The sequence below is a fragment of the uncultured Algoriphagus sp. genome (assembly GCF_963974365.1).
Classification (GTDB): domain Bacteria; phylum Bacteroidota; class Bacteroidia; order Cytophagales; family Cyclobacteriaceae; genus Algoriphagus.
In genome coordinates, this window is sequence record NZ_CAXBBX010000011.1 from 209,260 (window position 1) to 235,185 (window position 25,926).

Annotated in this window: 17 protein-coding genes; 6 read left to right on the forward strand and 11 right to left on the reverse strand. The window is 40.9% G+C overall.

The genetic code is table 11. The features are described 5' to 3' along the window. The first annotated feature begins 35 nt into the window (after positions 1–35). Positions 36–572 carry a pyridoxamine 5'-phosphate oxidase family protein gene (locus AACZ87_RS16180; protein ID WP_339868722.1) on the forward strand — a complete coding sequence of 179 codons (537 nt, stop codon included), beginning with the start codon at positions 36–38 and terminating at the stop codon, positions 570–572. A 66-nt stretch (positions 573–638) separates the two neighbouring features. On the opposite strand, the gene AACZ87_RS16185 is transcribed toward AACZ87_RS16180, so the two are convergent. The 11 genes from AACZ87_RS16185 to AACZ87_RS16235 all read right to left on the reverse strand — a co-directional run bounded on the left by AACZ87_RS16185 (position 639) and on the right by AACZ87_RS16235 (position 17,372). Continuing rightward, positions 639–1,745 (reverse strand): DUF5009 domain-containing protein, encoded by a 1,107-nt coding sequence (locus AACZ87_RS16185; RefSeq protein WP_339868724.1) that lies wholly within the window; start codon positions 1,743–1,745, stop codon positions 639–641. Positions 1,746–1,847: 102 nt separating this feature from the next. Next, positions 1,848–2,555 carry a class I SAM-dependent methyltransferase gene (locus AACZ87_RS16190; RefSeq protein ID WP_339868726.1) on the reverse strand — a complete coding sequence of 236 codons (708 nt, stop codon included), beginning with the start codon at positions 2,553–2,555 and terminating at the stop codon, positions 1,848–1,850. Between the two features lie 34 nt (positions 2,556–2,589). Beyond that, a complete protein-coding gene (locus AACZ87_RS16195; protein ID WP_339868727.1) occupies positions 2,590–3,087 on the reverse strand; it encodes a VOC family protein in 498 nt (165 codons plus the stop codon). A gap of 12 nt (positions 3,088–3,099) precedes the next feature. Further along, complete coding sequence (locus AACZ87_RS16200) at positions 3,100–3,558, reverse strand: DinB family protein (protein ID WP_339868728.1); 459 nt, start codon at positions 3,556–3,558, stop codon at positions 3,100–3,102. A gap of 22 nt (positions 3,559–3,580) precedes the next feature. Continuing rightward, positions 3,581–3,883 (reverse strand): chaperone modulator CbpM, encoded by a 303-nt coding sequence (locus AACZ87_RS16205; protein WP_339868730.1) that lies wholly within the window; start codon positions 3,881–3,883, stop codon positions 3,581–3,583. 1 nt (position 3,884) lies between these two features. Further along, positions 3,885–4,793, reverse strand: coding sequence for a J domain-containing protein (locus AACZ87_RS16210; RefSeq protein WP_339868732.1), 909 nt, complete (start codon positions 4,791–4,793; stop codon positions 3,885–3,887). A gap of 152 nt (positions 4,794–4,945) precedes the next feature. Beyond that, positions 4,946–7,240, reverse strand: a complete 2,295-nt coding sequence (locus tag AACZ87_RS16215; protein WP_339868734.1) for a BamA/TamA family outer membrane protein — start codon at positions 7,238–7,240, stop codon at positions 4,946–4,948. Further along, entirely contained in the window at positions 7,230–12,233 is a 5,004-nt protein-coding gene (locus AACZ87_RS16220; RefSeq protein ID WP_339868735.1) for a translocation/assembly module TamB domain-containing protein, read from the reverse strand. The genes AACZ87_RS16215 and AACZ87_RS16220 overlap by 11 nt, the downstream gene beginning before the upstream one ends. Before the next feature lie 199 nt (positions 12,234–12,432). Next, positions 12,433–13,797 carry a metallophosphoesterase family protein gene (locus AACZ87_RS16225; protein WP_339868736.1) on the reverse strand — a complete coding sequence of 455 codons (1,365 nt, stop codon included), beginning with the start codon at positions 13,795–13,797 and terminating at the stop codon, positions 12,433–12,435. Between the two features lie 361 nt (positions 13,798–14,158). Then, positions 14,159–15,682, reverse strand: coding sequence for a ferritin-like domain-containing protein (locus AACZ87_RS16230; RefSeq protein WP_339868737.1), 1,524 nt, complete (start codon positions 15,680–15,682; stop codon positions 14,159–14,161). A gap of 10 nt (positions 15,683–15,692) precedes the next feature. Then, on the reverse strand, positions 15,693–17,372 hold the full coding sequence (locus AACZ87_RS16235; RefSeq protein ID WP_339868739.1) for a hypothetical protein: 1,680 nt from the start codon (positions 17,370–17,372) through the stop codon (positions 15,693–15,695). A 441-nt stretch (positions 17,373–17,813) separates the two neighbouring features. Between AACZ87_RS16235 and AACZ87_RS16240 the strand changes: the two genes are divergently transcribed. From AACZ87_RS16240 to AACZ87_RS16260, 5 genes are all read left to right on the forward strand, one after another. Then, on the forward strand, positions 17,814–20,192 hold the full coding sequence (locus tag AACZ87_RS16240) for a TonB-dependent receptor (protein ID WP_339868740.1): 2,379 nt from the start codon (positions 17,814–17,816) through the stop codon (positions 20,190–20,192). Further along, positions 20,192–21,355, forward strand: coding sequence for a PepSY-associated TM helix domain-containing protein (locus tag AACZ87_RS16245; RefSeq protein WP_339868742.1), 1,164 nt, complete (start codon positions 20,192–20,194; stop codon positions 21,353–21,355). Before AACZ87_RS16240 ends, AACZ87_RS16245 begins: the two co-directional genes overlap by 1 nt. 366 nt (positions 21,356–21,721) lie before the next feature. Beyond that, a complete protein-coding gene (locus tag AACZ87_RS16250; protein WP_339868743.1) occupies positions 21,722–24,094 on the forward strand; it encodes a TonB-dependent receptor in 2,373 nt (790 codons plus the stop codon). 61 nt (positions 24,095–24,155) lie between these two features. Further along, complete coding sequence (locus AACZ87_RS16255) at positions 24,156–25,391, forward strand: DUF4374 domain-containing protein (RefSeq protein WP_339868745.1); 1,236 nt, start codon at positions 24,156–24,158, stop codon at positions 25,389–25,391. A gap of 105 nt (positions 25,392–25,496) precedes the next feature. Beyond that, complete coding sequence (locus tag AACZ87_RS16260) at positions 25,497–25,826, forward strand: DUF6686 family protein (protein WP_339868747.1); 330 nt, start codon at positions 25,497–25,499, stop codon at positions 25,824–25,826. Positions 25,827–25,926: the final 100 nt, after the last annotated feature.

The following is a 25,926-nucleotide window of genomic DNA, read 5'->3' on the forward strand; positions in this document are numbered from 1 at the left end:
ATGATTACAAATTGAAATATTAAACCAACTATACCATGAACTCAATTAACGAAAACCAAGAAGAGAAAAATAGAGAAGATTTGATGGGATCAGAAGCTGTGGAGAAAATTAGAGATCTGATAGATAAATCAGGGTCTTGCTTTTTCGTGACTTCTACCAGCCTTAACAATTCCCATAAATCCCGTCCTATGTCTGTGCAAAAAACGGATGATGCTGGAAATATCTGGTTTCTCAGCGCAAAGGACAGTATGAAAAATATGGAGATCGCAGCTGATACCGATGTGACACTTTACTTTCAGGGCTCATCCTACTCGGATTTCTTGGAGCTTAACGGTCACGCGAGAATTACTGATGATAAAGCAAAAATTGAAGAGCTTTGGGATCCAACAGTCAAAGCATGGTTTACTGAAGGAAAAGATGATCCTAGAATTTCAGTGATCCAATTTATCCCTGACAGTGGATATTACTGGGACAATAAGCATGGAAATGCAGTCGCTGGAATCAAGGTTTTGATCAGTGCTATTTCAGGCAAAACAATGGATGATTCCATTGAAGGAACTCTAAAAGTTTAGTAGAAAATTCTTTAAAGTTAATGATGTGATCCAAGAGACTGGATCACATTTTTTTTTCGATATATTCTAAATTTTAAAGAAAATATTCTTCTTAAACAGGAAATAGCATAGGTGCCACATTGCCCCTAATGTGAGGAAGGCGGTAATAATGGCGATAAGAGAGTCACCAACTCCAATCGGTTCTAAAGCCCCACTACTGAAAATTTCTATAAAGCTATAAAGCCATCTATGGCCCAGAATCTCAGCAAAGAGATAAATGAATATGGAATTCATCCCAACTATCACAAAAGGGAAAACCCAGGAATTTACCTTTTTGACATCCACCAACCAATAGCAGAAAGCTAAAGCCAACATTGCATATCCACCTGAAGCAAATGCAAATGCTGTGGTGCTAATCCGCTTTACAATCGGAGTAATTCCTGCTAGATCTAATCCATATCCTAATCCTAATCCGAGTATTCCCACTACCACTAGGGTTCTTATTTTATCTTTTTCTGATCTTTTGGAAAGAAGTAAATTCCCGCAAATTGCTCCCCAGATCGTATGGGCAGCTGTAGGGATGCAGTTTATTGCTACCCATCCTCCCTTATTTATCTGGCCCATCAGAATCTGATCCATGTAATTCCCAAAGTTGGATCCGTGCTCATAAGGTACCTCGGGATTATAGAGTCTATACATGATTTCTGTCAAGGCAAGCAGTCCCATTGAAACTCCCAATTGTACTTTCCATGACCTATCTAAAAGGAAATAAGTCACCAGAATGGTGAATGATAACTGAGTCAAAACATTCCAAAGCTCAAATACCAACTCTCCCGCATAGACGCAATGCAAACAAGTCCCGAAGAGAAAGAGTAAAAGACATCGCTTCAGTATGTGGCCAGTCACCTTACTTCGGTCCCTGGCTACTGACATTCTTTTGTTTAGAGAAAAAGGCATGGCGACTCCCACTATAAACATGAAAAATGGCTGGATTAAATCCCAAAAACGCAGGCCATGCCAAGGATGATGAGTAAACTGCTCGAAGAAATTGTGAAGAAAGCTGCCTTCAGGATTTGCGTGCAGTAAAGTGTGATAAACAGAAGCAGCTTCAGCTACTAATAAAAACATGGTTATCCCTCGGAAAACATCTAAGGAAACCAACCGCTTGTGGTTGGAAAGGGGAAGGTTAGTCATGGGTAAATTCTAAAAATTAAGGCTAGATCTAAAATAGGATTTTAGATTCTATTATTCCCCATAAAACTTCCTTTTAGTGACAAATGGTTAACATTTGTCTTTCTATTTTATCCCTCCAAAAGCTCCAAAACACATGTTCTTATGAAGGATTTCAACTTTAGTAAAACCTACTTTTTTCATTAAGTCAAGCTGATAATTCATTGACCTTGGGGAGTCTTCTTTTGCTACATATGCTAACACTTTTTCCCGATACTCTTTCCCACCTATTTCTTCCAGATAGTTGCCATACCGTTCCCATGTATACTCATTTACCAAATCCGTATCTTGAGTGATTAGATCAGAAATCATCAAGCATCCTCCAGGTTTGAGAAGTTTATAGAGCTTCGAAAAGGTTCTTTCCCAATCTTCATCTTCCCGTAAATGATGCAAAACAGCTCCAGCTAAAATTATATCATAGTTGCCTTCAGGAAGTAAAATATCTCGAATATCACCTTGGAAAATAGAAACATCACCATTGGTTTCCAGTGACACTCTTTCCATTGCTTTTTCCAACATCTTCCCGCTAAGATCTACTAGGGTACAGTTTAACCCGGGTAATTTAGAAAGCATCATGAGCGAATAATTCCCAGCCCCACAACCCACGTCTAAAATTGATTTTGCATTTGGGACAATTCGCTTGGCTGCTTCTGTGATGAGTTCTAAGGATATTTTCGCATCGATGGTAGCTACCTGGCCTGTATCTAGATTCGAAAATCGTTCTACATCATTGTCGAATCTTTCGCGGATCTCTGCGGTACTGGATTTATTCATAAGTGAGACTAAGTTTTAAAAAAAAGTTTTATGATTAAAGATGTTGATCAAAAAGAATCATATTTCCATCTGGATCTTTCACTACAAAACTGGCAGGTCCTGAGCTCTTTTCATCTGCTGGATTAATTATTTCTACTCCTGCGGATTTAAGATGCTGCTGGATTTTCCTCACATCCTGAAATCCTTCCACTTCCTGTGCATTTTCATCCCAGCCTGGGTTGAAAGTCAAGATGTTTTCTTCAAACATGCCTTGAAACAATCCGATCAGGGTACTTTCATTTTTCATGATTAAGTAATTGCTTTCCATTGCCCCTCCAAACTGGGTGAAACCTAGATCCTCATAAAATGCTTTGGAAGCTTTAAGGTCTTTGACGCTAAGGCTAATAGAAAATGCTCCTAGTTTCATGGCTGTGTTTGTTTTAGGCTGAGTAGTAGTTGATGGGCTAAGATCAAAATAGAATATTGAATTAAAGAAAATACCGAGGCAGAATGCCCCTGTCAACGCGGTGGCTGAAACGAGGAATCTATTCATGACGATGAGATGTTAGGATAGAAATTTTGAGATGGAAATCATAGTGCCCAGATGCATGGCTTCGTGATAATTATTGTAAATAATGGCATCTGTTGTATTGGCAAGATGAAAGCCCTTGGAGGTAGTAAGCGGACTGTAGGTGTTGAAGTTGCCTGATTCGAAATCACTTATGGTCTGGTCGATAGGCGAGATCAAAAGCTCTTTAAATAGTTCTAAAGTTTCAATTGGTTCTGCATTTTCAGGCCTTGTTCCAGGCTTGAATTTAAGAAAGAGATCTTCAGATATATTCATTTTGAGGCCTGAAAGATCATAAACCAATCGCTGCTGCACCACAATCACATGTCCGATATTCCACATCAAATTATTACTGAATCCGGTTGGGATTTTATTTAGTTGCTCTAATGAATAGCTCTGAAGGTATTTAGAGTAGATGGATCGGGTATTTCTCCAGATATCGAAATTTATATTCATAGTTTGTTTTTGGATTGTTCCCTTATTGGTTTTCAAGTTTGTATCGCTTCAGCGTATTTTTAGTAGCTGCCAATTCACTTTTTAAATCATCTACTCGTTGAAGCAGATTAAAAATCACATCTATGCCTTCCGGGTTGACCTCCAGATCTTGATGAATTCTGATCATTTTTTCGAGATCAGCTACTTTCTCTTCAGGGATAAAACGTGTCTTTTCTACGGTCTGAATCTCGATCAAACCCAAACTGTACAATGAGTCCACAAATGAAACTTCAATCTCGTAATGAGTACAAAGGGTCTCTATCAAAATCAATTCTTGCTGTGCCATCTTATCGTAGTTTTTGGAGTTCTTCGAATAACATTTTCTCTTCTGCTGTGAGATTTGTGGGATTTTTAATCGAGTAGGTAAGAATCAAATCCCCAAACTCTCCTTCTTTTTTATAGACAGGGAATCCCTTTCCTTTGAGTCGTACTTTCGTGCCATTTTGGGTTTCGGGCGCAACCTTGAGTTTGACTTTTCCATCAAAGGTGTCAGCAATAATATCACCTCCTAACATGGCGGTGTATAGATCCAACTCAATAGGGGCGTATAAATTATTTCCCTCGCGTGTGAATTTTGTGTTGTTATTGATCACAAATTTGATGTATAAATCACCGTTTGGCCCGCCGTTTATCCCCTGTGCACCCTTTCCTTTTATTTTGATTATTTGGCCATCTTCTATTCCCGCAGCTATAGTGAGACGGATATTTTCACCATTGACTGTCAGTACTTGTTTGTGTGTTTTATAAGCGTCGTGAATGCTTAATTCCAGTTGTGCATTGAAGTCTTGCCCTTTGAATTTATTACTTCTGCCGCCTTGTCGAAATCCTCCTCCAGATCCTCCAAACATCGATTCGAAAAAATCCGAGTAGTCTGTTCCCCCGAAGCTTTCTCCACCAAATCCAGCACCAGTACTTCCTTGGCTGCGTTGCTGCCCACCGCTTCTAGCCCCTGCTTGCTCATACTGATCAGCGTGCTTCCAGTCCTTGCCGTATTTATCATACTTCTTACGCTTTTCCGGATCACTGAGAACTTCATTGGCCTCATTGACTTCCTTGAACTTTAGCTCAGCTTCCTTATCATCGGGATTGACATCCGGGTGGTATTTTCGCGCCTGCTTTCGATAAGCTTTTTTGATGTCTGCCTCACTTGCATTTTTATCAATGCCGAGTACGCTATAGTAATCTATAAATGCCATAGTTATTAGTGGAATTTATTTGGTGTTAGACAATAAGCTGAAATTCATTTCGGAATTTCTAAAATTCAATATACTGAGAAACTAAGCGATTGCCAGAGGAATTGAACCAATTGATTGGCTTATGAAAAGTTCTGCTTTTTTCCTATAAAAACTTAGAATGGATACCCAATGGCAAAGTTGAAAATCAAATTCTGTTTTCTCCAACTTTTACTTCCGATATCAAAGCTGTTTCCCCACCGTTCTCCTTCAGGTAAATAAGGTACTCGAAGAGGTGTCGCCAGATCGAAGCGAATCACAAAAAACTGAATATCCACACGTAACCCGAATCCTGTGCCAATTGCTAGCTCATTCCACCAGTTAGATGTGAATTTACCTCCAGGTAGGGCGTCATTTTCATTCACCAGCCAGATGTTTCCAGCATCCATAAATAGAGCACCTTTCAGTAAGGACACAATAGGAAAGCGGTATTCTATATTTCCTTCAATCCGGATATCCCCTGATTGATCAAAATAGGAATTGACATTCTGGTCCTCAGGACGGTAAGTGCCTGGACCGATGGACCGGATGCGGAAGGCCCTTACGCTATTAGGTCCACCCGAAAAGTATTGTTTGATGTAGGGAAGAGAGGAGGAATTGCCAAATGGGAATCCAAATCCAGCAAATAGTCGAGTTGCAATTGTCTGGTTTTTATCAATGTTTAGATGATATCGCAAATCAAGATCTGCTTTTCCGTATTGCGCATATTCCAGTCCAAGGAATTTACCGTCATCCTTACCTGAAATTTTATCAATTAGATGCAACGTATTACCCGCAAAATCCAGTCCTAAGCCAATGAAATAACCATGCGTACGGAATCTGTCATTTAACTTATTGTAGTTAAACGTGTAATTAATTCCTGCGATAAAATTCTGCTCAAAGCTTCGTTGAAGGAAGGGGTTGTCTGCCAAAATCTGATCGAACTCAGGAGAGGTCTTGCTTAGATTCACCACGCTCAGACTTATCGGGTTAATTTCATGATAAGCGTACTGGTTTGCGTTCCAGAAGTAGCCGTAATTGGCTGAAATTGAATTAAGGTGATACAGTCCGCCTCGGCTCAGGTATTCTATACCTACTCCCATTTTTGTTTTGGGAACTGAATAGCTGAATTTCTCCTTGATAGGGACGAAAAAGATCACTCTCGGGAAAATCAGATCTGCATTTAGACCTAGCTCTAAGGATTGAAGTCCTTTTCTTCCTTCGCCCCCAGCAACTTGGAATTCGTAGCCTACTCTTCCTGTTAGGTTTAGGGTCTCGCCACCGTTGAATAGATTACGATTTCTGTAGACCAAATTTAAAGCCGGGCCAGCGAAATTGTTGGATTTGGATACTGCTAGCAGTTCAGCCCTCACTGATCTTTTGGTCATTGGGGATAAGTAGAAATTGGCCCTTAAGTGTCCAAGGGAATCTGAAATACCTAACTCCTCATAGCGTAAATTGACAAATTTATAATTTCCAATTGAGCTAAGTCGATTGCTCGAAAGTCTTGAAAGTTTGGGGTTATATCGCTGCCCTTTTTCAATAAGTATGTAATCGTTCAAAAGCCTTGGTTTGAAGACATCATTTCCCTGAATGAAATTCTTCCCGTCAATTGACACAGTATCGATTTTCTCTCCATTTTCAGTGATTGAATAGTTCGGGAAAACATTAATAGTATCGACTTTGTAAGGGATTGTTCCATTCTGAGGGACATTGGTTTTAAGTCTTAGATAGAGCTTAAATAGTCTGGCAGTATCAGAAATGTTAGTGTCTGCTTCAAAAATTAAATAATCGCTGTTGAAATTGTAATAACCTTTGGCTTTCAGTGCGGAGTCAATTCTATTCCTTTCGAAATTCAATGTATTTAAGTCAAATCGACTCCCAGAATCCAACGATGTCTCCTGCATCAGAGCAATGATTTCCTTGTCTATTTCAAGGCTATCTCGCTCCACTTCTATTTCGGTGAGTTTATAAGGTTCAGAAATATTCGCTGAATAGGATACCTCTGCGAATTTTTCTCCACGAGTGACTTCTGAGTTGGTTGTGCTGAAGAAAAAACCCTTGTTCTCAAGCCTATTTATGATAAGCTCTTCTGTTCGACTTGGACTTACCTGGCTGAAATAAACAGGTTCTTGCCCTATTTTTTTGTTCAAAAAGCGATTAATAAATCCCGGTTTTTCCTGCGTTCCTTTGTAGTGAGCCCAAAGGCCCACATACATGCCTAAGAATTTTGTATTAGGCTCAGGACGCAGCAGCCCTTCCAATTCCTCTTCAATATCTTTTAGTCCTTTAATATCAGCTTCGGTTTGAAATTTTAGATTTGCACCTTTATATAAGAATTCATCTTCTGGGATATACTTTTTCACATTACAGCCTACTGTGGCCGCAATGAGTAGTATGCACATCGTCGATAGGAATCCCTTAATCCTCATTTTCTTCCGATTCTTTAACTTTCTTTTCCTTTTTTTTCTTCTTGTTCTTTTTCTCTAGCTCATCAATAGGATTAGTATTGTCCTGATCTTCTGGAGCTATAGGTGCTCTCCACAACTCTGAAAATTCATTGAATTCTCTATTGAATATCAAACCTCCACCAGTGACTACAAGTTGCCCATCAATAATACTTTCAAACTGATTCTTCCGGAAAGCCCGAATTCTCCAGCGCCCGTCTTCTGTGAGCATATATTCAAAACTCACATTGGCTAAAATAGAATTGGCTTGATCGGATCCTTGAGTGCTTCCTTCCAAGTCTACCTGGCTACCCACTTGTACCACTAGTCGATCATCAAATAGAGTTTGCTGTGCATTGATATTTAGGTCAGTTCTGTTTTGCGCGCTACCAGATTGGTAGTCTTGATAACTGTCCACATCAAACCCAACTTGGAATCCGCTGTCACCAAATAATTTATTGGACAAGGCATTCATTTGATCAGAGAGTACCTGGCTTACGGAATTTCTAGCGATTGCTTCTGCTCCACCATTAGAGCCATCACTTCCTGAGGATGGGAAAAATCTATTAAGGACAAGTAATGAAAATACCTGCTTGTTCAACTCATCCTCTTGTTCGTTGATTTGAAGAACCCTAGAATAGACATTTCCACCAAAAGCACCTCGTTGATTTTCCGGCATGTCCAGCGTAAATGAGATTTCGGGCTTGAGCAATTCTCCGTTTACATTCAAGTAGACCAAAAATGGGAGCTTTTGCTGATATTGACTCTGCGTTTCGGTATTACTTCCGGTAAGCTGCGCAGACATCAGTTGAGAAGCTGAGGTTTCCACCCTGTAAATTGCCTGTATGTCCATGTCAGCGTCCATAGGATCACCATTCCAACTGATCCTACTTCCGGGGTTGATATCAAATTTCTTGCTGACAAGGTTATAAAGTGACATTTCATAGTGCCCATCCGAAATCTCATACAGTCCACTGAGTGTAATTCTACCATTTGGATTGATATCCATCTGAAGATCTGCATCGCCGGCAATCTGAAGATTATCGCCTGTGACAGGATCGATGACAATAGTGAATAGTGCTTTAGGATCTACCTTCAAAAGTGCCTGAATGTCAAATCCGGAAAACGCGCTCGTCGTTTCCTCAGACTGTTTTGTCAGGATATCGTCTGGGTTTTCTTTATTGACAAAAATTACGGCACCTTCCCTTTCTACCAGGTCAAGTTCAGACTCTGGAATGATCACTGTCAAGTCTGTATTGTCTTTTACTCCAAGTGTGGCTCGTACTATCGGGAGGATGAGATCTCCCTGAATCGACACATCGGCATCAATTGTCCCTCTGCCAAAAATGAGGTCATTTTCTTTGTCGGTTGAATTGACAGCCATGAAGTTTTTGGCGGTCAGATTCAAGTCAAACGTCGGATTGAGGTAGCTCTCCGTTCCTACAGTTCCATCAATTGTAAACGTATTGTTCTCTGAGTCCCTTAGTGTGAATTTATCAAAATACAAACCAGCATTGTCAACGCTGATTTTTTCGTCTGAGAGAAGATATTTGGTGCTAAGTTGAGCTGGAACAAAGGAGGTCTCATGAAACTGAATTTCTCCTTGGTATTTGGGATCATTGGTGGTTCCATTTGCCGTAATTGTACCCGATAAATATCCAGCCGCATTCAGTAGCTGATCCTGTGAGAGCGCTGCTACTTTTTCCATTTCGATCCTATTGAGATCGAGTTTCATATCAAAGTCTCCTCCAGTCTCGTTGGCTACAAAATCCCCGTTGAGATCCAGATCGAATCCTCCATCTTTTAGACCTAGTTCTATGATATAATTACCAAGGCTTTTTGCTGTGGCTTTTAGGTTCAAGTTTCCTAGCGGTACATTTACTGCTTTTAGACTATCTATTGTTAACTCGCCCATCAATCCAGTAGCGCCAAAAGGATTTTCAACGACTAACCTTCCATTCATTTTTCCTCCGGCAATAATCTCCTCTGGATTGAATAAACTGGTAATCGTGGACAGCCTGAAATCCCTGAATAACATGGCGATGTTTTCATCTGTAAATCCATCCACATTATTCACAAATGAAATTTCCTGATTTCCTTTTGTGAATTTGAAATCCCGAAATTCCAGGCTTTCTCCAGAGAATGTCACAAGATTCCTCTCCGGTACTTTCCATTCTTCTCCCTTTAGTATGAGGTCGATTGATGAGACGTGATAGCTAATCGTATCGCTATTCAAGCCGATATCTGATGACACGTGGTAGGTGCGGTCATCCTCTTCATACGAATGGAAATCAAAGAATAATCGTGAATCAGCTAGCTGACCAGTCAAGAACGTTTTGTCCAAATCAAGTGGTCCGGAGGTCAGGTTTTGGAATCCAAAATACAGGCGCAATTCTTCCTTGTTTGATCGGATTCTCAAGCCTAAACTATCTACTTCCGTTCCCGAATAATTGATATATGGGAAATTGATATCAGCTGTAAGTGAGTCTATGTTTTGAATATAAGTTGTTTGAATTCTCGCAGAATCAAATTGCTCCAGCCCTTGCAATAGAACTTCTGTTAGCAACGGATCATCTGCGATTTTTAAATCCATATTCATCACAATATTTCGGTCACCTGAGGAGTATACAGAATCAGATTTATCTATGTATTGGCGGAAATGAGATGAGAGTGCTGTAGTAAGGTCTGTGGGGTTGGTGTTAGTACTGATATAGCCATTAATCAGGCGACTGGCAATATCAACGCTGGTGGAATCCTCACTCACATTGGCATCCAAAGCCATCGTTCCGACAGGATAATTTCTCCCGTCATAAATCAGCACTGCATCCTGCACTTTTGAGGTAAGGGTGAATTCGTCGAAGTTTCCCTGAAAGTTTGCAACAAGTTGAAGTCGGGCTCGTGAGGGTTGCTCAGATAATCCCAATTCATAGAAATCAGCACCTTTCAGGTCTAAATTTAGCGCCACAGTTGAATTGGTAGAATCTAGCTCAAAGTTGGTGAGAAGGTCAAAATCCAAAAACTCAGAATCCAATCCGGCGCTAAGATTTCCATTGCCATCCACTATTTTTCCTTCCAAATTCAAGCCTGAGTAATCTGAGCCATAAAGTTTAAGTCGCTCAAATGTGGAGGTCAATTCCGCATTCAGCTCATTTAAACTAGCTCCAGAACCTTTGGCTTTAATTTCAAAAGTCAGTGTGTCCAGTTCAGGCTGCTTCATCAAATTGCCAAGTTGTAATTGCTCAACTTTTAGAATGGCATCAAACGCGATTTGGCCATCATTCTGAAATCCTCCATCCAAAAGAATATTTCCCATATCCGTCTGAAGGTCCAATTGAGCCAAGAGATCATCAATTTTTCCCTTGGCATTAGCCTGAAGGTTTATGTCTTCCGGAAACTTTATTCCATAGTCTTCTTCATTGACAAATTTTAAGAGCGTTTCCCGTGTGGTCTGTAGATTCATTTTCGGGAAATCAAATGTCAATTGATCAACATCCATCACCTGATTTGCTGAGCCATTAGCGCTGAAGTCTGACTCACCCCAATGGATAGCTAGCCTAGGGATTTCCATTCGGCCCAAATCTCCCGTTGCCTGTAATTCCAATGCAAAAGGCGCTAGAGCTAATTCTTGAATCAAGGTGTCTTGGGCCAATTCAGGGGCAAAATAGTAACTGTCTTTTACTTCCAGAATGGCTTCATTCACCAGCAAATCAAAGTTTATAGCTTCCGGCTTTTCTATTATTTCTTGAATCGATGGGTACTTCAGCGAAAGTTCAGCATTTAACTTACTTCGATTGGTAGCCAAAAGTAGGTTTTCGAGACTTGCGGAAGTCTTGCTGGCTTTGAGGTCAAATTGGAATTCTTTCAGTTCAAAACCACTGGCTTCCGAGAAATGGAATCCATGAAGATCTGCACCAACTTTTTCGTCTTTCAGAAATACGGATTCAGCATCAAAAGTTAAATCAGAAATTACGATTGCTTCAGGATTGAAATACCCTTTTCTAACAGAAATGTCTTCAGATTTGTATTCAATGTAAGAAGAGGCTATCGATATTTTGTCAGCTTCCACGATCCAGTCTGGCCAGGTAAAAGGTTCTGACGGGGTAGAATTTGTTGTGTCAGAAGCGAGTGGAATCGAGAAATCATGGTATAAAATGGATGAGTTTTCGAGCGCTATATTCTCAAGAATAATAGTCTGAGACTGAAGATCCGCTTCAGGTAATTCTACCAGTAAATTGCCGATCTGAACTTGTGCTTCCTGGCTGTCTGGTTTGCTGATATAGTCAGCGGAGACATTGCTAAGAATCAACTCATTCAATGTGATTATTGGCATCAAAGATTCTTCCGTTGATTCCTCAGATGGAGGAAAAGGCTTGGTTTGATGATACTTGATTTTGGTGTTTTGGAGCGAGACCTGTTTGATGTCAAACTCATATGCTTCTAAATCCAAACCAGGAATCGTGACATCCAATTCTCCTAGAACAATTGCCGCATCTATACCCATCACTTCATCCAAATAGGTGATGTCAAAATTTCTGAGAGAAATAGGCGAAAGTTTAATTTTCAATGGATCGGAAGCAGTGGTGTCTGCTGCTATTTGGGTAGAATCCGCAGGCTGGGAAGCGAATGCCTCAATTAAAAAGTCAAAATTGAATTTCTCAGTTTCAGCACTTCTACTTACTCTGGAGACCACACCTTCCCAATCGAGTTTTGTCACGTTGATATTTCCTGTGGTCAGAAGGGGCGCAAAAGCAACGCCAGCCTCTAAGTTTTTTGAGTAAAGCAACGTGTCCCCATCGATATCTTCCAAGTACAAATCCTCGAGGTAAATATTGCCGGAAAACGTGATGAAAAGGCGCTTTATTGATACTTCAGTGCCGGTTTTGTTAGAAACGTAGTTGGTGGCTTTGTCCACAATAATCCCCTGACCCCAAGGGCTTCTGATAAAAAGAATCAGGATAAATGCTAAAGCCAAAATCACACCCAGCACTATGCCTAAAATCTTGAAAAATTTGGTAAGAAAAGTTTTAATCGGATTAAACTATTTGTAGATGAAAATAAATGACCTCTTCTCTAGCCTAATAAACCGTCAAGAAATAAGCCAGAATGCGATAAAGTTGTCTTTATTTACAAACCTACTAAGGAATGTTTTGTTAGTGTGAAGGCCTTTTAAATTTTGTTCAATTCCCTTTTTTATAAGTTCGCATGTATTCAGCCATTTCCTCAGGAGTCATTTTTTTCTCTGATCCTGGAGTAAGTTCTATGGCTTCTTGGATTGCTTTGTCAGCTCTATCGATGAACTCCTTAGGTTTGCCCTCGGCTTTTATCAGATCAAAGGCATCGTATAATTCACCAGTTGCGGTGTAAGCACCATAGCTTAATAGGTCACCTTCGATTGAAATTATCTGATACAATTGGGTATTGGAAGCCGCACGATCCATCCATTTGTCAAAGGTGAGATTGTACATTTTTGGTCCGCTGACAGAAACCACATAAACTGGACCCTGGGCTTCCGGATCTTGATTGGCTACCCCTGAAGGTAAGTTTCTTCCCCGGCCATACGAGTGATCATGTCCTTGGAGAACTAAGTCCACTTTGTATTTGTCAAAAATCGGTTTGAAAGCTTCCCGAAACTCCTTATTGTCTCGCCCTGTTCCTGAGGAATAGATCGGGTGGTGAAAAGTGATAATCGTCCATTTCTGTGTGTTTGATTCCAATACTTTCCCGAGCCAAACTTTTTGGATTTCCATAGAATTTTCATCCAAAACGATCTCTTGAGAATTGAGAGAGATCATTCTCAAATCTGAATAGTCTGTGTAGTAAACAGTCTCCGAAAACTCCTTTGGTCCATTTTCAGGAAGCGTAAATTGCTTTTTCCAGTGATAGTCTAAGACTAAGGTTCCGTTTTCTGCCCGGTCATATTCATGATTTCCGGGAGTGGCGATACTCGGGATCATAGCATTAATAAATGAGCCAGAATAATTCCATTCTCCCCATTCCGAGTCAGATTGTGTTCGGTTGATGAGGTCACCAGCATGAAGCATGAAGGCCGCTTTGGGAAGATTGGAATATGCCTGTCGAATAACTCTAGACCACTGAGATTTCAGGTTGTTTTGCGCATCTCCAAAGTACACGAATGAAAATGGTGTGCCTTTTTGCGGTGCTGTGGTAAATTGAAACCATTCACTCCATGTTCCTTCTTTTCCCACTCGGTAAGCATAAGTAGTTGCCGGCTGAAGGCCTTCGAAAGTCACGGAATGATAATTTGCCTGCACGCTATCGACATCCAAGAATTCTGTTTTTGCATCAAATGTCTCTACACTATCTGTATAAATCGGAGTATTTGGAGCTAAGATAAATTGCGCTTTGGAATCAGTTATCTCTGGGGAAGTTCTCCACGTCACAGACTGCGTAGTCATCGGATCATCTGACCAGGTTAGTACAATTCTATCTGGGAATTCGGATGGAAGGAATTGCTGGGCGAAAAGGGTGGAGGATGTCGCTACTAAAAATAGAATGGTGAATATGTACTTGGATGCATTCATTAAATCAGTGGTTTAGTAAAAATAGGAATGTAAAGAAGGGTATAAAAGTGAGACTCTTTTTAAAATATGTATTAAGGAATTCTTAAATATGGTTTATGATTATCCTTAATGATGCCAGTAGCCATATTTTCCTTGGTTTTTTGGCTTGAAGACCGATGAGGTCCCGATATCGGGAGACCGAAGTAGCCTCAATACTAATGTTGGCCAAATCTTATACTACTTTAGTCTCTTGATAGGCAGAAAAGCGGATATACATAATATGATTTTTATAGGAATCACAATGCGAATCCGCCCCAGAAAAAAAGACACCTTCAATAATCAATTATTGAGGTGTCTCTTGGATTTGTAGTTTTAGGATTGATTAATCCGCGTAAGTCATGTTTTCACGGATAACAAAGGAGTTATTGTCAGGATCCCTGAAGAAAAAAAAGCGATCGACATACCCTTGGTCTGAAGTATTGGATACTATAATTTGCCCATCCTGCAAATCAATTCTCACCTGTTCCTTCTGGAAAATCTTAAGAGTAGTCTCAATATCCTCAACGATAAAACTTGGCACTGTGCCATTTTGTGGATCAGGCTGAAAAGGCTGGTTGATGTCTTTATAGAGGCCAAGAGTCACACTATTTTGTCCGCCTTTAGTTAGGTTTAGTTGCATGTAGGATTCCGTTCCAAAATTTCCTCCGCTGTTGATTCTGTACCTTTCATCCTCTGTGAATCCCAGCAGCTGTATAAAGAAATTCCTGGATCTTTCCATATCACTTACTGAGATCTTAATTACTAAGGAGTTTGCTTTAAAAAATGCTTTATCCATAAAAGGATTTCCTTCTTTAGGAACTTCCTCATTGGCTACGAATTCAAAGCTGGGGCCGGCAACATACCCCGGGTGATTAGGATATGGGGTCGCTAGCAACTTGCCTGCATAGAGTTTGAGCGAAAACATCAGCCCCATAGCATCATCCATCTTCTCGGGTTGACCATTGAAAGCTAAATGCAGATTGTTCAGCAAACTGGTGTAAGTAAAATTGAACAATTTGCTGTATTGGTAAGCGAGGGAATTGACTGGGAAATCAGCCATTTTGGGGTTGGCTTTCATATTTGGAACAGACGTAGGATCAAATGCCACTGGAGATCCAGAGTAGGAGTATCCTCCTGAGCTATCACGGACCAGGGATTTTCCTTTGACTATTTCCTGAAACCGATAGTAATGCGCTGGCTCTTCAACAGCGGAGTCGTCTGGACTGACAAAAGGATCAGTGGATGTACCTTCGCCTTGATCCACAATGATTGTTATGGCTTTCAGCGCTGCATCCAATCTTGTGATAGGGAAAAGTAACTTTTCTGGGAAAAACTTCGGGTAAATAAGTTGCTTGCCTAGGGCGCCGGTAAATATTGTTTTTCCTGATTTCTCGGCTTCTTTTTCAAAAAAGATGAGTCTATCACTTATTTTTTGATAAAACTGTCCTATGGTCATAGAGCCTTCTGCTCCCGGCATAGCATTGATGTGAATAGGTTTTTCAGGTTCTTCGATTGACATAAAGACATTACTGACCAGCTCTACGGAAAATTTTTCCAAAGGAACAATTAGCCCTGTATCTACACCTCCTGGAAGTGGCCCTGGATATTTGGGGATGAATTCAGGTTGATTTAGATTTGGACTTCCCCCGATCGCGTTGAGCAGGTTACAGGCGATAGATAAATGAAGCATTTCCTCACCGACTACCGAGCTGATCACGTTGGAGATAGCATCATTACCTGTATTGGATAGTGTGAAATTTGCTGTGAGGTATGGCGGTATGGTAGAATGTTCCAGCTCAATTGCCGTCTGAATGGCAGTACGGAGTTCTTCTATGGTGTCAATAGAAATTTGTTTAAGAAAAATCATGATTAAGGGATTATAATTTTTTAAAAGTAACGGAGTCTTTCGGGGTACCTTGATTCAATACAGAATCCAGATAGTTTAGAATCATGGCGGACTTATCTCGGGAGAGATCCCTAGTAGCTGGCATGTAGTTGGGGTCAGTTTTATCCTTACTAAAGACAAATTTTAAAATCTCAGCATTGGCATCCACGACTTTTTTGTTAGCCAGATTAAATATTCCTTTCGACATCAGCGGGTAAAGATTGGCATATTGCTGCATTATAGGCTGTATGTCATCCCAAGTAGGGTTAGCTATTTTATCTTCAGGTACTTTGTCAAATACTAGAATACTGATGAAATTTGAGGGATTGCAGTTTGAGAATAAATCTGTAGAGAGATTATAGGCGATACCATACACCTGACCATCAATATATCCACGTGGATTCCCTGGATCACCAGCAGTGATAGTCACTTTTGCTCTTCCGGCGTAATCCAGAGTTACAGTTTCTGGAAATGACAGTGCTGATTCTGGCCATCCTACTTGGGGAGGGGTGGGGCCAAATTGACTTGCATTGAGTTGCAGCTCTATAATTTGGCTGGCGAGAGGTTTGCCTAGTGTGGTGGCATAGAACTCTACTTCACAAGACTCTCCTGGATTTAGATAAAACACAAATTTATCTGCGCATACGTATTCTACACTCTCTCTCAAAATCACGTTTTTATTTTGATCCAAGATGATCAACGGGTTGTTTTCGACAAGGTCCAGTTTATCTGCTATCGGGAAACTCATAATTCCCGATTTCACAGAGTACCAATTTGGATCTTGGAAATCGATCACGCCGATTTCAATTGGCTTATTGTTGTTTGAGCTGTCAAGTACCGCTAGCGATAAATTTGAATTGTTTAATAAGTTTCCATCGGGGTTGATAGGAAAGGAATTGGCAAGGTCCAGTACAATAGCTTTTTGTTCCAGGTCAACGATGGCATTTGCATAATTTACCTTGCTGCTGTTAGGGAAAAGTGGTCTGCCAATGGTGAAAAAACTGGGTTCACTGTATTGAGGTGCTATGGACCCCGTAATTCTTCCGATGGTAAATTGTGGAGAAGTATGATCCATGTCGTATAGATCCACAGTAAACTGGATAGAGAGTTGATACCTTCCTAGTAGATAAAGCTCTTTGAGGAAGCGTGACTCTGACTGGTCTATGTTCCAATGAATGTTTTTTAGAACAGATTGATAGATGGCCGCTGCTGTGGTGTCCCCACTAAGAGACGGAGCTCTACTCATCCAGATATTGGTGAATGAAGCAACCTCGTAATCAGCCTTGAGTATTTCTTCTTCGCCAGAAACGAGACGTACAACTAATCCCCATAGTGCGGAGACCATTTGTTGCTGAGTATCCAAGTCGACGATTTTACCTGCCACTTTTGTGCCTGAGTCCATGATAGACATGCTCAGGACTGGATCATCGGCACTATTGGTAGTGAATGTACCATCAAGGTAGGTCACACTTTTTACATCACAATTCAGAAATCGCCAGTTGCCTGTGCCTTCTGGATTCCACCAGCCGTTGGCATTTTTACCTTCTTGCATTTTTTGAAAACTCGGCTGGAAGGTTTCATTGTTGAAATGGGTAGGATCATTGTTGACTGTGGATGGGTCTGCCTGAAACAGTCCCGAAAAAGTCAAGCGGGGAGAATTTAAATAAGACATGAAATAAATGGTTAAAAGTATTCATTAAAAAGAAAGCAATAAGTTATCAGTTTTGCACAGAAATAGCTAATGAAAAATACGTTTGAATACGATTAAATATCTATTCGACAACGATTTACGTTTTTGTTGTTGGCAAAAGTAAATTGGTGGATTTCAAAATATTTAAAATAAAAAAGAGAGGATAGATTTATTTGTGATCACAATTGAAAGCACTTTTAAAATTCTGAGAAAGTTGTCTGGCTTAACCATTTATATCATCTGTATCTGAAATTACTGAGAGGCAAAAAATAAAGCATCAATTCTTTCTAAAGTATTGGAAATAAAGTCTTTGAGAAATAGTAAACAAATTTCTTTTATTCTTTATTAGATTAATTCTAAATAACTCTTGTTTAGAATTATTCTAAGTAATAGGTTTGTGAAATATTTGAAAACCAAACCAACATGAATCGTAAAATTCTACTCTTATCCACCCTATTTTACCTTTGCGTTTTTGGCATTTTTGCCCAGTCTGCCAGCATCAAAGGATTTGTAAAGACATCGGATGACCAGCCGATGGAATTTGTTAATGTCGGGATCAAAGGCCTTGCGAAGGGCAATGCAACTGACAGAAATGGTTTTTTTGAAATCAAGAACATCGCTCCGGGTAGCTATACTGTTTATGCTTCGTTTGTAGGTATAGAAAAGCAGGAGAAAAATATCCAGTTAAGTGCTGGAGAAATACTTTCTGTGAATTTTACTTTGTCAGAAAGTTCTACTGATCTCAATGAAGTGATCGTTACAGATATGAGTTCCAATCGCTTTTATTCTGACAGCAACTTTACTGTAGCTAAACTTCCTCTGACAGATTTGGAAAACCCGCAAGTCTACAACTCAGTTTCTTCCAAACTTCTGAAAGAGCAAGTGGTAACGAATATGAATGATGCCCTGAAAAATGCAACAGGTATTACCAGACTTTGGGAGTCTACTGGCCGTGGAGGTGATGGCGCAGAATATTATTCCATGAGAGGATTCTCTGTGCAGCCAACCATGGTAAACGGAATGCCAAGCTTAAATAATGGTGGACTTGATCCTGCAAATATCGAAACTGTGGATGTGATCAAAGGTCCGTCAGGCACGCTTTTCGGTAGCTCAGTGATTTCCTATGGAGGCTTGATCAATATCACCACCAAGCGTCCCACTGATTTCTTTAAAGGAGAAGTTGGTTTTATCACAGGAAGTTATGGGTTAAATAGAATCACAGGAGATGTGAATGTTCCTTTGAATGAAAATGCTTCTATGCGTGTAAATACAGCATATCAGTCCAACAATACCTTTCAGGATGCCGGAAACAGAAATTCATTTTTCATTGCCCCTTCATTTAAGTTTCAGGCTAGCGAAAGGCTTTCCTTCCTGATCAACACCGAGTTTTTGAACGCAACTTCAGTGAATGCGCCGATGATCTTTTTGAACAGATCAAATCCAATCACTTTTGATTCGATTGATCCTTTTGAACGTAATTATGAGCGTTCATTTACTGGAAATGAGCTGAGTATCAACAATGCTTCGTATGCACTTCAAGCTCAGGCTTTCTACAAACTTTCCAATAACTGGACTTCTCAGACGGTAGTTTCTAGAAGCTCTACCAAATCCGACGGTTACTATCACTACCTATTTGATGGAAGTGATGGAGACTCTTTCTACCGATATATTTCTGATAGAAATGCGCAGACGATTTCCACTGACATTCAGCAAAATTTCATCGGCAATTTCCTGTTGGGAGCTATGAAAAATAAAATGATCGTAGGTGTAGATTATTATGACCAGGATTTGATCAACAGCAGCACAGGCTGGGTAGGAAATGGCGTAGTGACACTTTCTGATGGAAATGACACAGGTGTTTTGACGCAGGCAGGCGTAGACGAATTGTTGAAAGATACGTTCGAAGGAAATACTACCGGCAATACGAGAGTTTTGAGTGCTTATGTGTCGGATGTATTGGAATTGACTTCGCAGCTTTCTGTGATGGCAAGTCTACGGGTGGATAACTTCAAAAATGAAGCTTGGGGAGACAATAACGAATCGAATACGCAAACTGCTGTTTCTCCTAAATTCGGAGTGGTTTACCAGCCGGTGAAAGACAAAGTTTCCATTTTTGGTAACTACATGAACGGCTTCAAAAACATAGCACCAACCACCGTGACAGATGCCGACGGCACCAATTCACGTTTTAAAACTTTTGATGCTGAGAAAGCCAACCAATATGAGTTTGGTCTGAAGACCAACTTGCTAAACGACAAAATCTCTGCAACTGCCAGCTACTACAATATTACCGTCAGCAATCGCGTGATGACTGATCCTACCAACGTGAACAATTCTATCCAAGGTGGTGAGGTAGTCAGCAAAGGATTTGAGTTTAGCGTGATTGCAAGTCCAGTGAATGGATTGAACTTGGTGGCTGGTTTTAGTCACAATGACGCAGAAGTGACCAAGGATTATGCTGAAAGTGGGTACTTGGGACTACGTCCTGAAGAAGCAGGGCCAGCAGATTTGTTCAATTTTTGGGCAAGCTATAATTTCTCAGCGGGCGCATTGAAAGGCTTCGGTCTTGGCTTCGGTGGAAACACTGCCAGTGAATACCTAACTATCAATAGAGATGTGATCGGTTCGTTTGCGCTTCCATCTTATCAGGTTTTTAACGCTTCACTTTCTTACACCGGCTCTCAATATTTCTTAGCATTGAAAGTCAATAACCTGACAGATCAAAAATATTATTCCGGTTGGTCCACTGTGACCCCACAGAACCTAAGAAACATATCGCTTAGCCTTAATTATAGATTTTGATGAATCTAAAAAAGACAATAAATAAATTGCACCTCTGGCTCGGACTTACATCCGGGCTCGTTGTGTTTATAGTGGCTGTGACTGGCTGCATCTATGCTTTTCAGTCTGAGATCAAAGATTTGACTTATCCGTTTCTATCTGTGGAGCCTCAGGAAGCTCCGGTTTTGGCTCCAAGCCAGATCAGTGAAATCGCTCAGGAAGCTTTTCCAGAAGGACATCTTCACGCCATACTTTATCCTACTAAAGAAAAATCTGCACAGGCGATTTTCTTCAGCTACGGTGAGGGACATGATCATTATCAGACGGCCTACATCAACCCATACAGCGGTGAAGTGCTCAAGCTAAAAGATGAGTATGCGGACTTTTTCCGAATCGTTCTAGACGGGCATTTTTACCTATGGCTTCCACCGGAAATAGGTCAGCCCGTAGTAGCCTCCTTCACTTTAATATTTCTATTTATGGTGATCTCAGGTTTGATCCTTTGGTGGCCAAAGAAAAAGAACTTGAAGCAAAGCCTGAAGGTCAAGTGGTCAGCACGGTGGAGAAGGAAAAATTATGATCTGCACCAAGTCTTAGGATTCTATGTGATGACTTTTGCATTGGTTTTTGCAATTACAGGTTTGGTATGGGGCTTCTTGTGGTTCAGAGATGGTCTTTACTTTGTCGCTTCCGGCGGTGAGAAATTTGTGGAATATTATGATCCTATTTCAGATTCCACACAGACTTATAAGGGAGAAATCCCTGCTTTGGACGCAGTTTGGATGAAAATGAATGCGGAATATCCGAATGCTGATTGGATAGAAGTTCACCCTCCAGGATTCGAAGGAGCGGCGATTGCAGCCAATGCAAATCCGGATGCATCCACTTATTGGAAGTCTGACTACCGGTATTTTGATCAGAATACCTTGGAAGAACTTCCTGTGGAGCATTTTTACAACCGATTCGAAGAAGCTACTGTTGCCGAGAAAATCATGCGGATGAACTATGATGTGCATGTGGGAGCCATTGCTGGTTTGCCGGGTAAGATTTTAGCTTTTTTCCTGAGTGCGATTATCGCTTCACTTCCGGTGACAGGATTTTTGATCTGGTGGGGGAGGAGAAATAAGGCGAAGAAAGAGTCTGTGGGTGAGGTTAAGGAGAAGATGGTGTTGTCGGAAGCTTGAATTTAAGTTTAGAGTTGTAAGGTGGAAAGGTTGTAAGGTTTTGCAGCCTTTCTGCATTTTAGGAAGGATTTATCATTCGCTATCGCTAGTATCTGTTTGTAAGTAAAGAATGGAAGTTCCTTTTGTCAGGCTGTGGACTGTAGTCTATGGACTCTAAACTTTTACAATTATTTTTTCTTCAAAAAAACCTTCAAATAATTCCAGAGATTCTTGTCAGACTGGCTCTCATGGCTTAGATTTGTTTTAATTTAAAATCAATCTAAATAAAGATAAAAAAGTTTTACAGTATATAAAAAGATGAAGCCACACGGCGGCAACCGTATGGCTTCGGGGTACTAAACTTTCTAATTCTCCAATTAAAAAGCGATGCAATATAGTAAAATATTGTCCATTGTATTTTTGTGCAGTTTTTTTGCCTATGCGGCATTTGCTCAGCAAAATACAAACCTAAATGGCCTTGTAGTCGATCAGAGCGGGAATTCAATTCCTGGCGTTCTGATCAAAATCTCCCCGATTTCCAAAGGGCTTGTCACCGACGCCCAGGGCAAATTCTCCGTCAATCTTCCTTCTGGCAAAACGTATACCCTTGAGTTTTTATTCATGGGTTTTGAAGATCATGCTGAGAAAGTTACTCTTGGTGCTGAATCACAAACCTTGAAAATCACGCTTGCTGACGATACCAATGAGCTCGAAGAATTCACCGTGCTTGGCAAGTCAGAATTGAGAGATATCGAAGAACGAGCTTTCAATGTGGAGGTGGTCGATGCACGCAAGCTTCACCATACCAATTTGGATTTGGGTCATGCACTTGATCGTGTATCAGGCGTCCGTGTCAGAGAAAGTGGAGGCGTGGGATCACGAATGAATTTTTCCCTCAATGGATTCTCTGGCAAGCAGGTCAAATTTTTTATCGATGGAATTCCCATGGATGACTTTGGCTCCTCCTTCCAGCTAAATAATATTCCGATCAATCTAGCTGAGCGAATAGAAGTATATAAAGGTGTAGTTCCGATAGGATTGGGTGCAGATGCTCTGGGTGGTGCAGTCAATATTGTGACCAAAAACGTCCAGAAAAACTACGTGGATGTATCCTATTCCTATGGCTCATTCAATACGCATCGCACGGTAATCAACACTGCTTTCGTAGCAAAATCAGGCTTTACAGTTCAGCTGAATGCTTTTCAAAACTATTCTGATAACAACTATTGGGTAGATGTGGATGTGGCGGATATAGAAACTGGGAAATATTATCCGAACCAACATGTTCGCAGATTTCATGATACTTACCACAATGAGACTGTCATCGCGCAGCTTGGAGTTCAGGGAAAATCGTATGCAGATAAGCTTTTGTTTGGTCTGACGGCGGGTAAAAATTATTCAGAAGTTCAGACTGGAGCGAGGTTGGTGTCTGTTTTTGGGCAATGGCATCGTAAGGGGACGATAGTGATGCCAACCTTCAAGTATCAAAAGCGGGATCTTTTTGTCAAAGGACTGGATGTAAATGTGAATGCCAATTACAACTTTGGTTCAGAGCAAAACATCGATACGGTCAATCGACGATACAATTGGTTTCAGCAGTATAAAGAATACGATGTGCCTGGCGGGGAGCGATCTTACACACTTTACAAATTCAACAATAACAACGCTGTATTTACTGCAAATGCCCATTACAATTTTGGAAAGATTCACACCATCGCGATCAGTAATGTGTACAACAGTTTCAATCGTGTAGGTAGCGATGCATTGAGTCCTGAAAATGACCGATATGAAGAGCCCCGCAAAAGTCAGAAGAATATCACTGGCTTGAGCTATCAGCTGAATTGGGAGGAAAAAGCCAGTATTTCTGCGTTCACCAAAATTTATAATCAATCCAACTATTTCACTATGTCCTATAATCCTACCGGGAATTATGGAGACGTGGCCTATCGCAATGAAAAGGAGAATTTTACCTATCCCGGTTTTGGTATAACAGGTTCCTATTTTGTCACAGGAAATATTCAGGCCAAAGCCTCTTTTGAGAAAAGCTACCGCCTTCCTGAGCCTGAGGAACTGTTTGGTGATATGGTAAACCTACAGGGGAATCTGGATCTGAAGCCGGAAACCAGCTACAACTACAATTTGGGACTAAGCATTTGGAAGCAACTCAGCGCTGATCATCGAATTGATTTTTCTGCAAATGGTTTTTACCGAGATGCGAAAGATTTCATCCGACCTAGACTGAACAACAACCAAACTATGCAGGTCATGGACAACCTTTATAGTGTGACCAACCTTGGTGTGGAAGGAGAAATTCGCTGGACTTATAAAACTATTATTTCTGCTGGCGCAAATATTACTTATCAGAATCTTCGTAACAATACCGAATTCGAAGAAGGACAAACGATCCCGAGCATAGTCTATCGCGATCGGGTGCCAAATATGCCTTACCTCTTCGGAAATGGTGATGTGAGCGTGATGCTTCAGGATGCCTTTAGCAAAGGAAATGACCTCAATTTCGGATACAATCTGCTTTATGTGCATGCTTTTTATCTCTACTGGCCAAGTCTGGGATCTGAGAAATTCGATGTGCCTCAGCAGCTTTCCCATGATGTGAATGTGACCTATACAACAGGTAAAAAAGGTCGGCTTCAGTTGATCGCTGAATGCAGGAATATTTTCGACAGTAAACTCTATGACAATTTCAGCTTGCAGAAACCAGGACGGAACTTCTCAGGCAAGATCAGATACTTCATTTATTAATTCTTCAACAAATCTTTTTCCTGAAAATCTCAGGAAGCATAAAAACACAATTTAAAATCTTATGAAAACCAACTTTAACTACCTATTAGCTTTTGCCACAGCAGTGACTGTGGGATTCTCTAGCTGTGACTCTGATGATACAGAACCAGGGCCAGTAGCGCCAACTGCCGAAAGCAGATACATCATTGCGTCCACGCCTTTGGCTTCGGACGGAGTAGCAGATTATCTCTTGACAGCTGAAAGTCTTACCGAAGGAACGGTGAGTACATTAGGAAATGGTGTGGAGCAGGATGGGACATATCGCTATTATGTGACTCACAAAAACAAGTTTTTCAGCATGCTTTACGGTCAGGGAAATCCTGGTGCTGTGACTACCTACGAATTGAACTCTGAAGGTGCTTTGGAGAAATTGTCTGATTTTCAATCAGAAACCGTGCAGGCTTTTGGTCCGATGAACGATGATATCGTCATGGTGAAAGTGGCAAGAGGAGCAACGGACCCTGTGGGTTCTTGGTATCGCTTGGACGCTGACCAGCTTCAGATAGTTGCTGATGGAAAGTGGAATCAGGAAGAAATAGCCAATAATGGCGAGCGCGCATTTTTCTCCTGGGTGACTCAGGTAGGAGACAAGCTTTTTGCGCCATACTTCAGTATTAAAGCTTGCTGCAACGACAGCTTTGGCACCAATTATCCGGATAGCTCATGGATCGCAGTTTTTGATTACCCAAGCATGGAATTGAACAAAGTGATCAAAGATGACCGAACCAGCTTTATAGGTCGATATTTTCTATCGGGTCTTGAAGTAGATGAGTTGGGAGATGCCTATGCATTCTCAGCTTCCGTAGCATCCTCAAACGGTGAAATGACATCTACGCTTCCTTCAGCTTTTACCAGGATCAAAAAAGGAGAATTGGAGTTTGACCAATCTTACTATTTCAATGTGGAAGCTTTGGCGGATGACTATTACGTGACGGCGAAGACCTACGCGGGCAACGGAAAATTCATCGTAATGATGAACAAAGAGAAAGGTGCTTATACCGTGGGAAATCGTTTTGGTGTAGCCGATGTGTACAATAAAACTTTCACTTGGGTCACTGGAGCTCCTGCTGAATCTTCTATCGTCAATGTGACTATCAATAACTTTTCCGAAAAGAATGGACTTGCCTACATCGGGATTACTACAGATGTTGGAAGCTGGGTATATGAATTTGATGCTAACACGGCCACTGCCAAAGAAGGCCTAAAAGTCGAAGGTGGTAGAATCACTGCCATCAGCAAACTGGAAGTGGCCGAGTAATCTTAAGAAAACTAAGTCCTGGGAATTTAGCTGCATTTGGAAACTAAACCGACAAAGGCTCCTATCCCAGGCACCAATTCAATATCAATCCAAAACCAATCGCTTATGTCTGGATGTAGAACAGAAATTATCTATCAGAACGAGGATTTTGTTTTCACAAAATGCACCGATTGCGACCGCATGGGACTCATGTACAAGCAGGCAATGATCAGTTTTGATGAGCTCAATTTTGACGCTTTTCGCAGATACATGGAGCGGATGGAATTTGAGTTTGAAAAGTATCCCTTCTTCGATGGACTGGATAGGGTAGTGATAGAGACCTACCATCCTGACGTGCAGTTCACGCTGCTGGAGGAGGAGTTTTATCGACTGAAAGCTAATGTCATCGAAGCAAACGCCCAGTTGCAACTGATCGAGATGATTAGGAAGATGTGAGTTGGGTTTAGACGGAAGACAGAAGACAGAAGAGGGAAGACAGAATGACCTTACCTGATTTTGGTTGTCACTTTCTTGTCTTCTGGACGGTTAGTTGTGA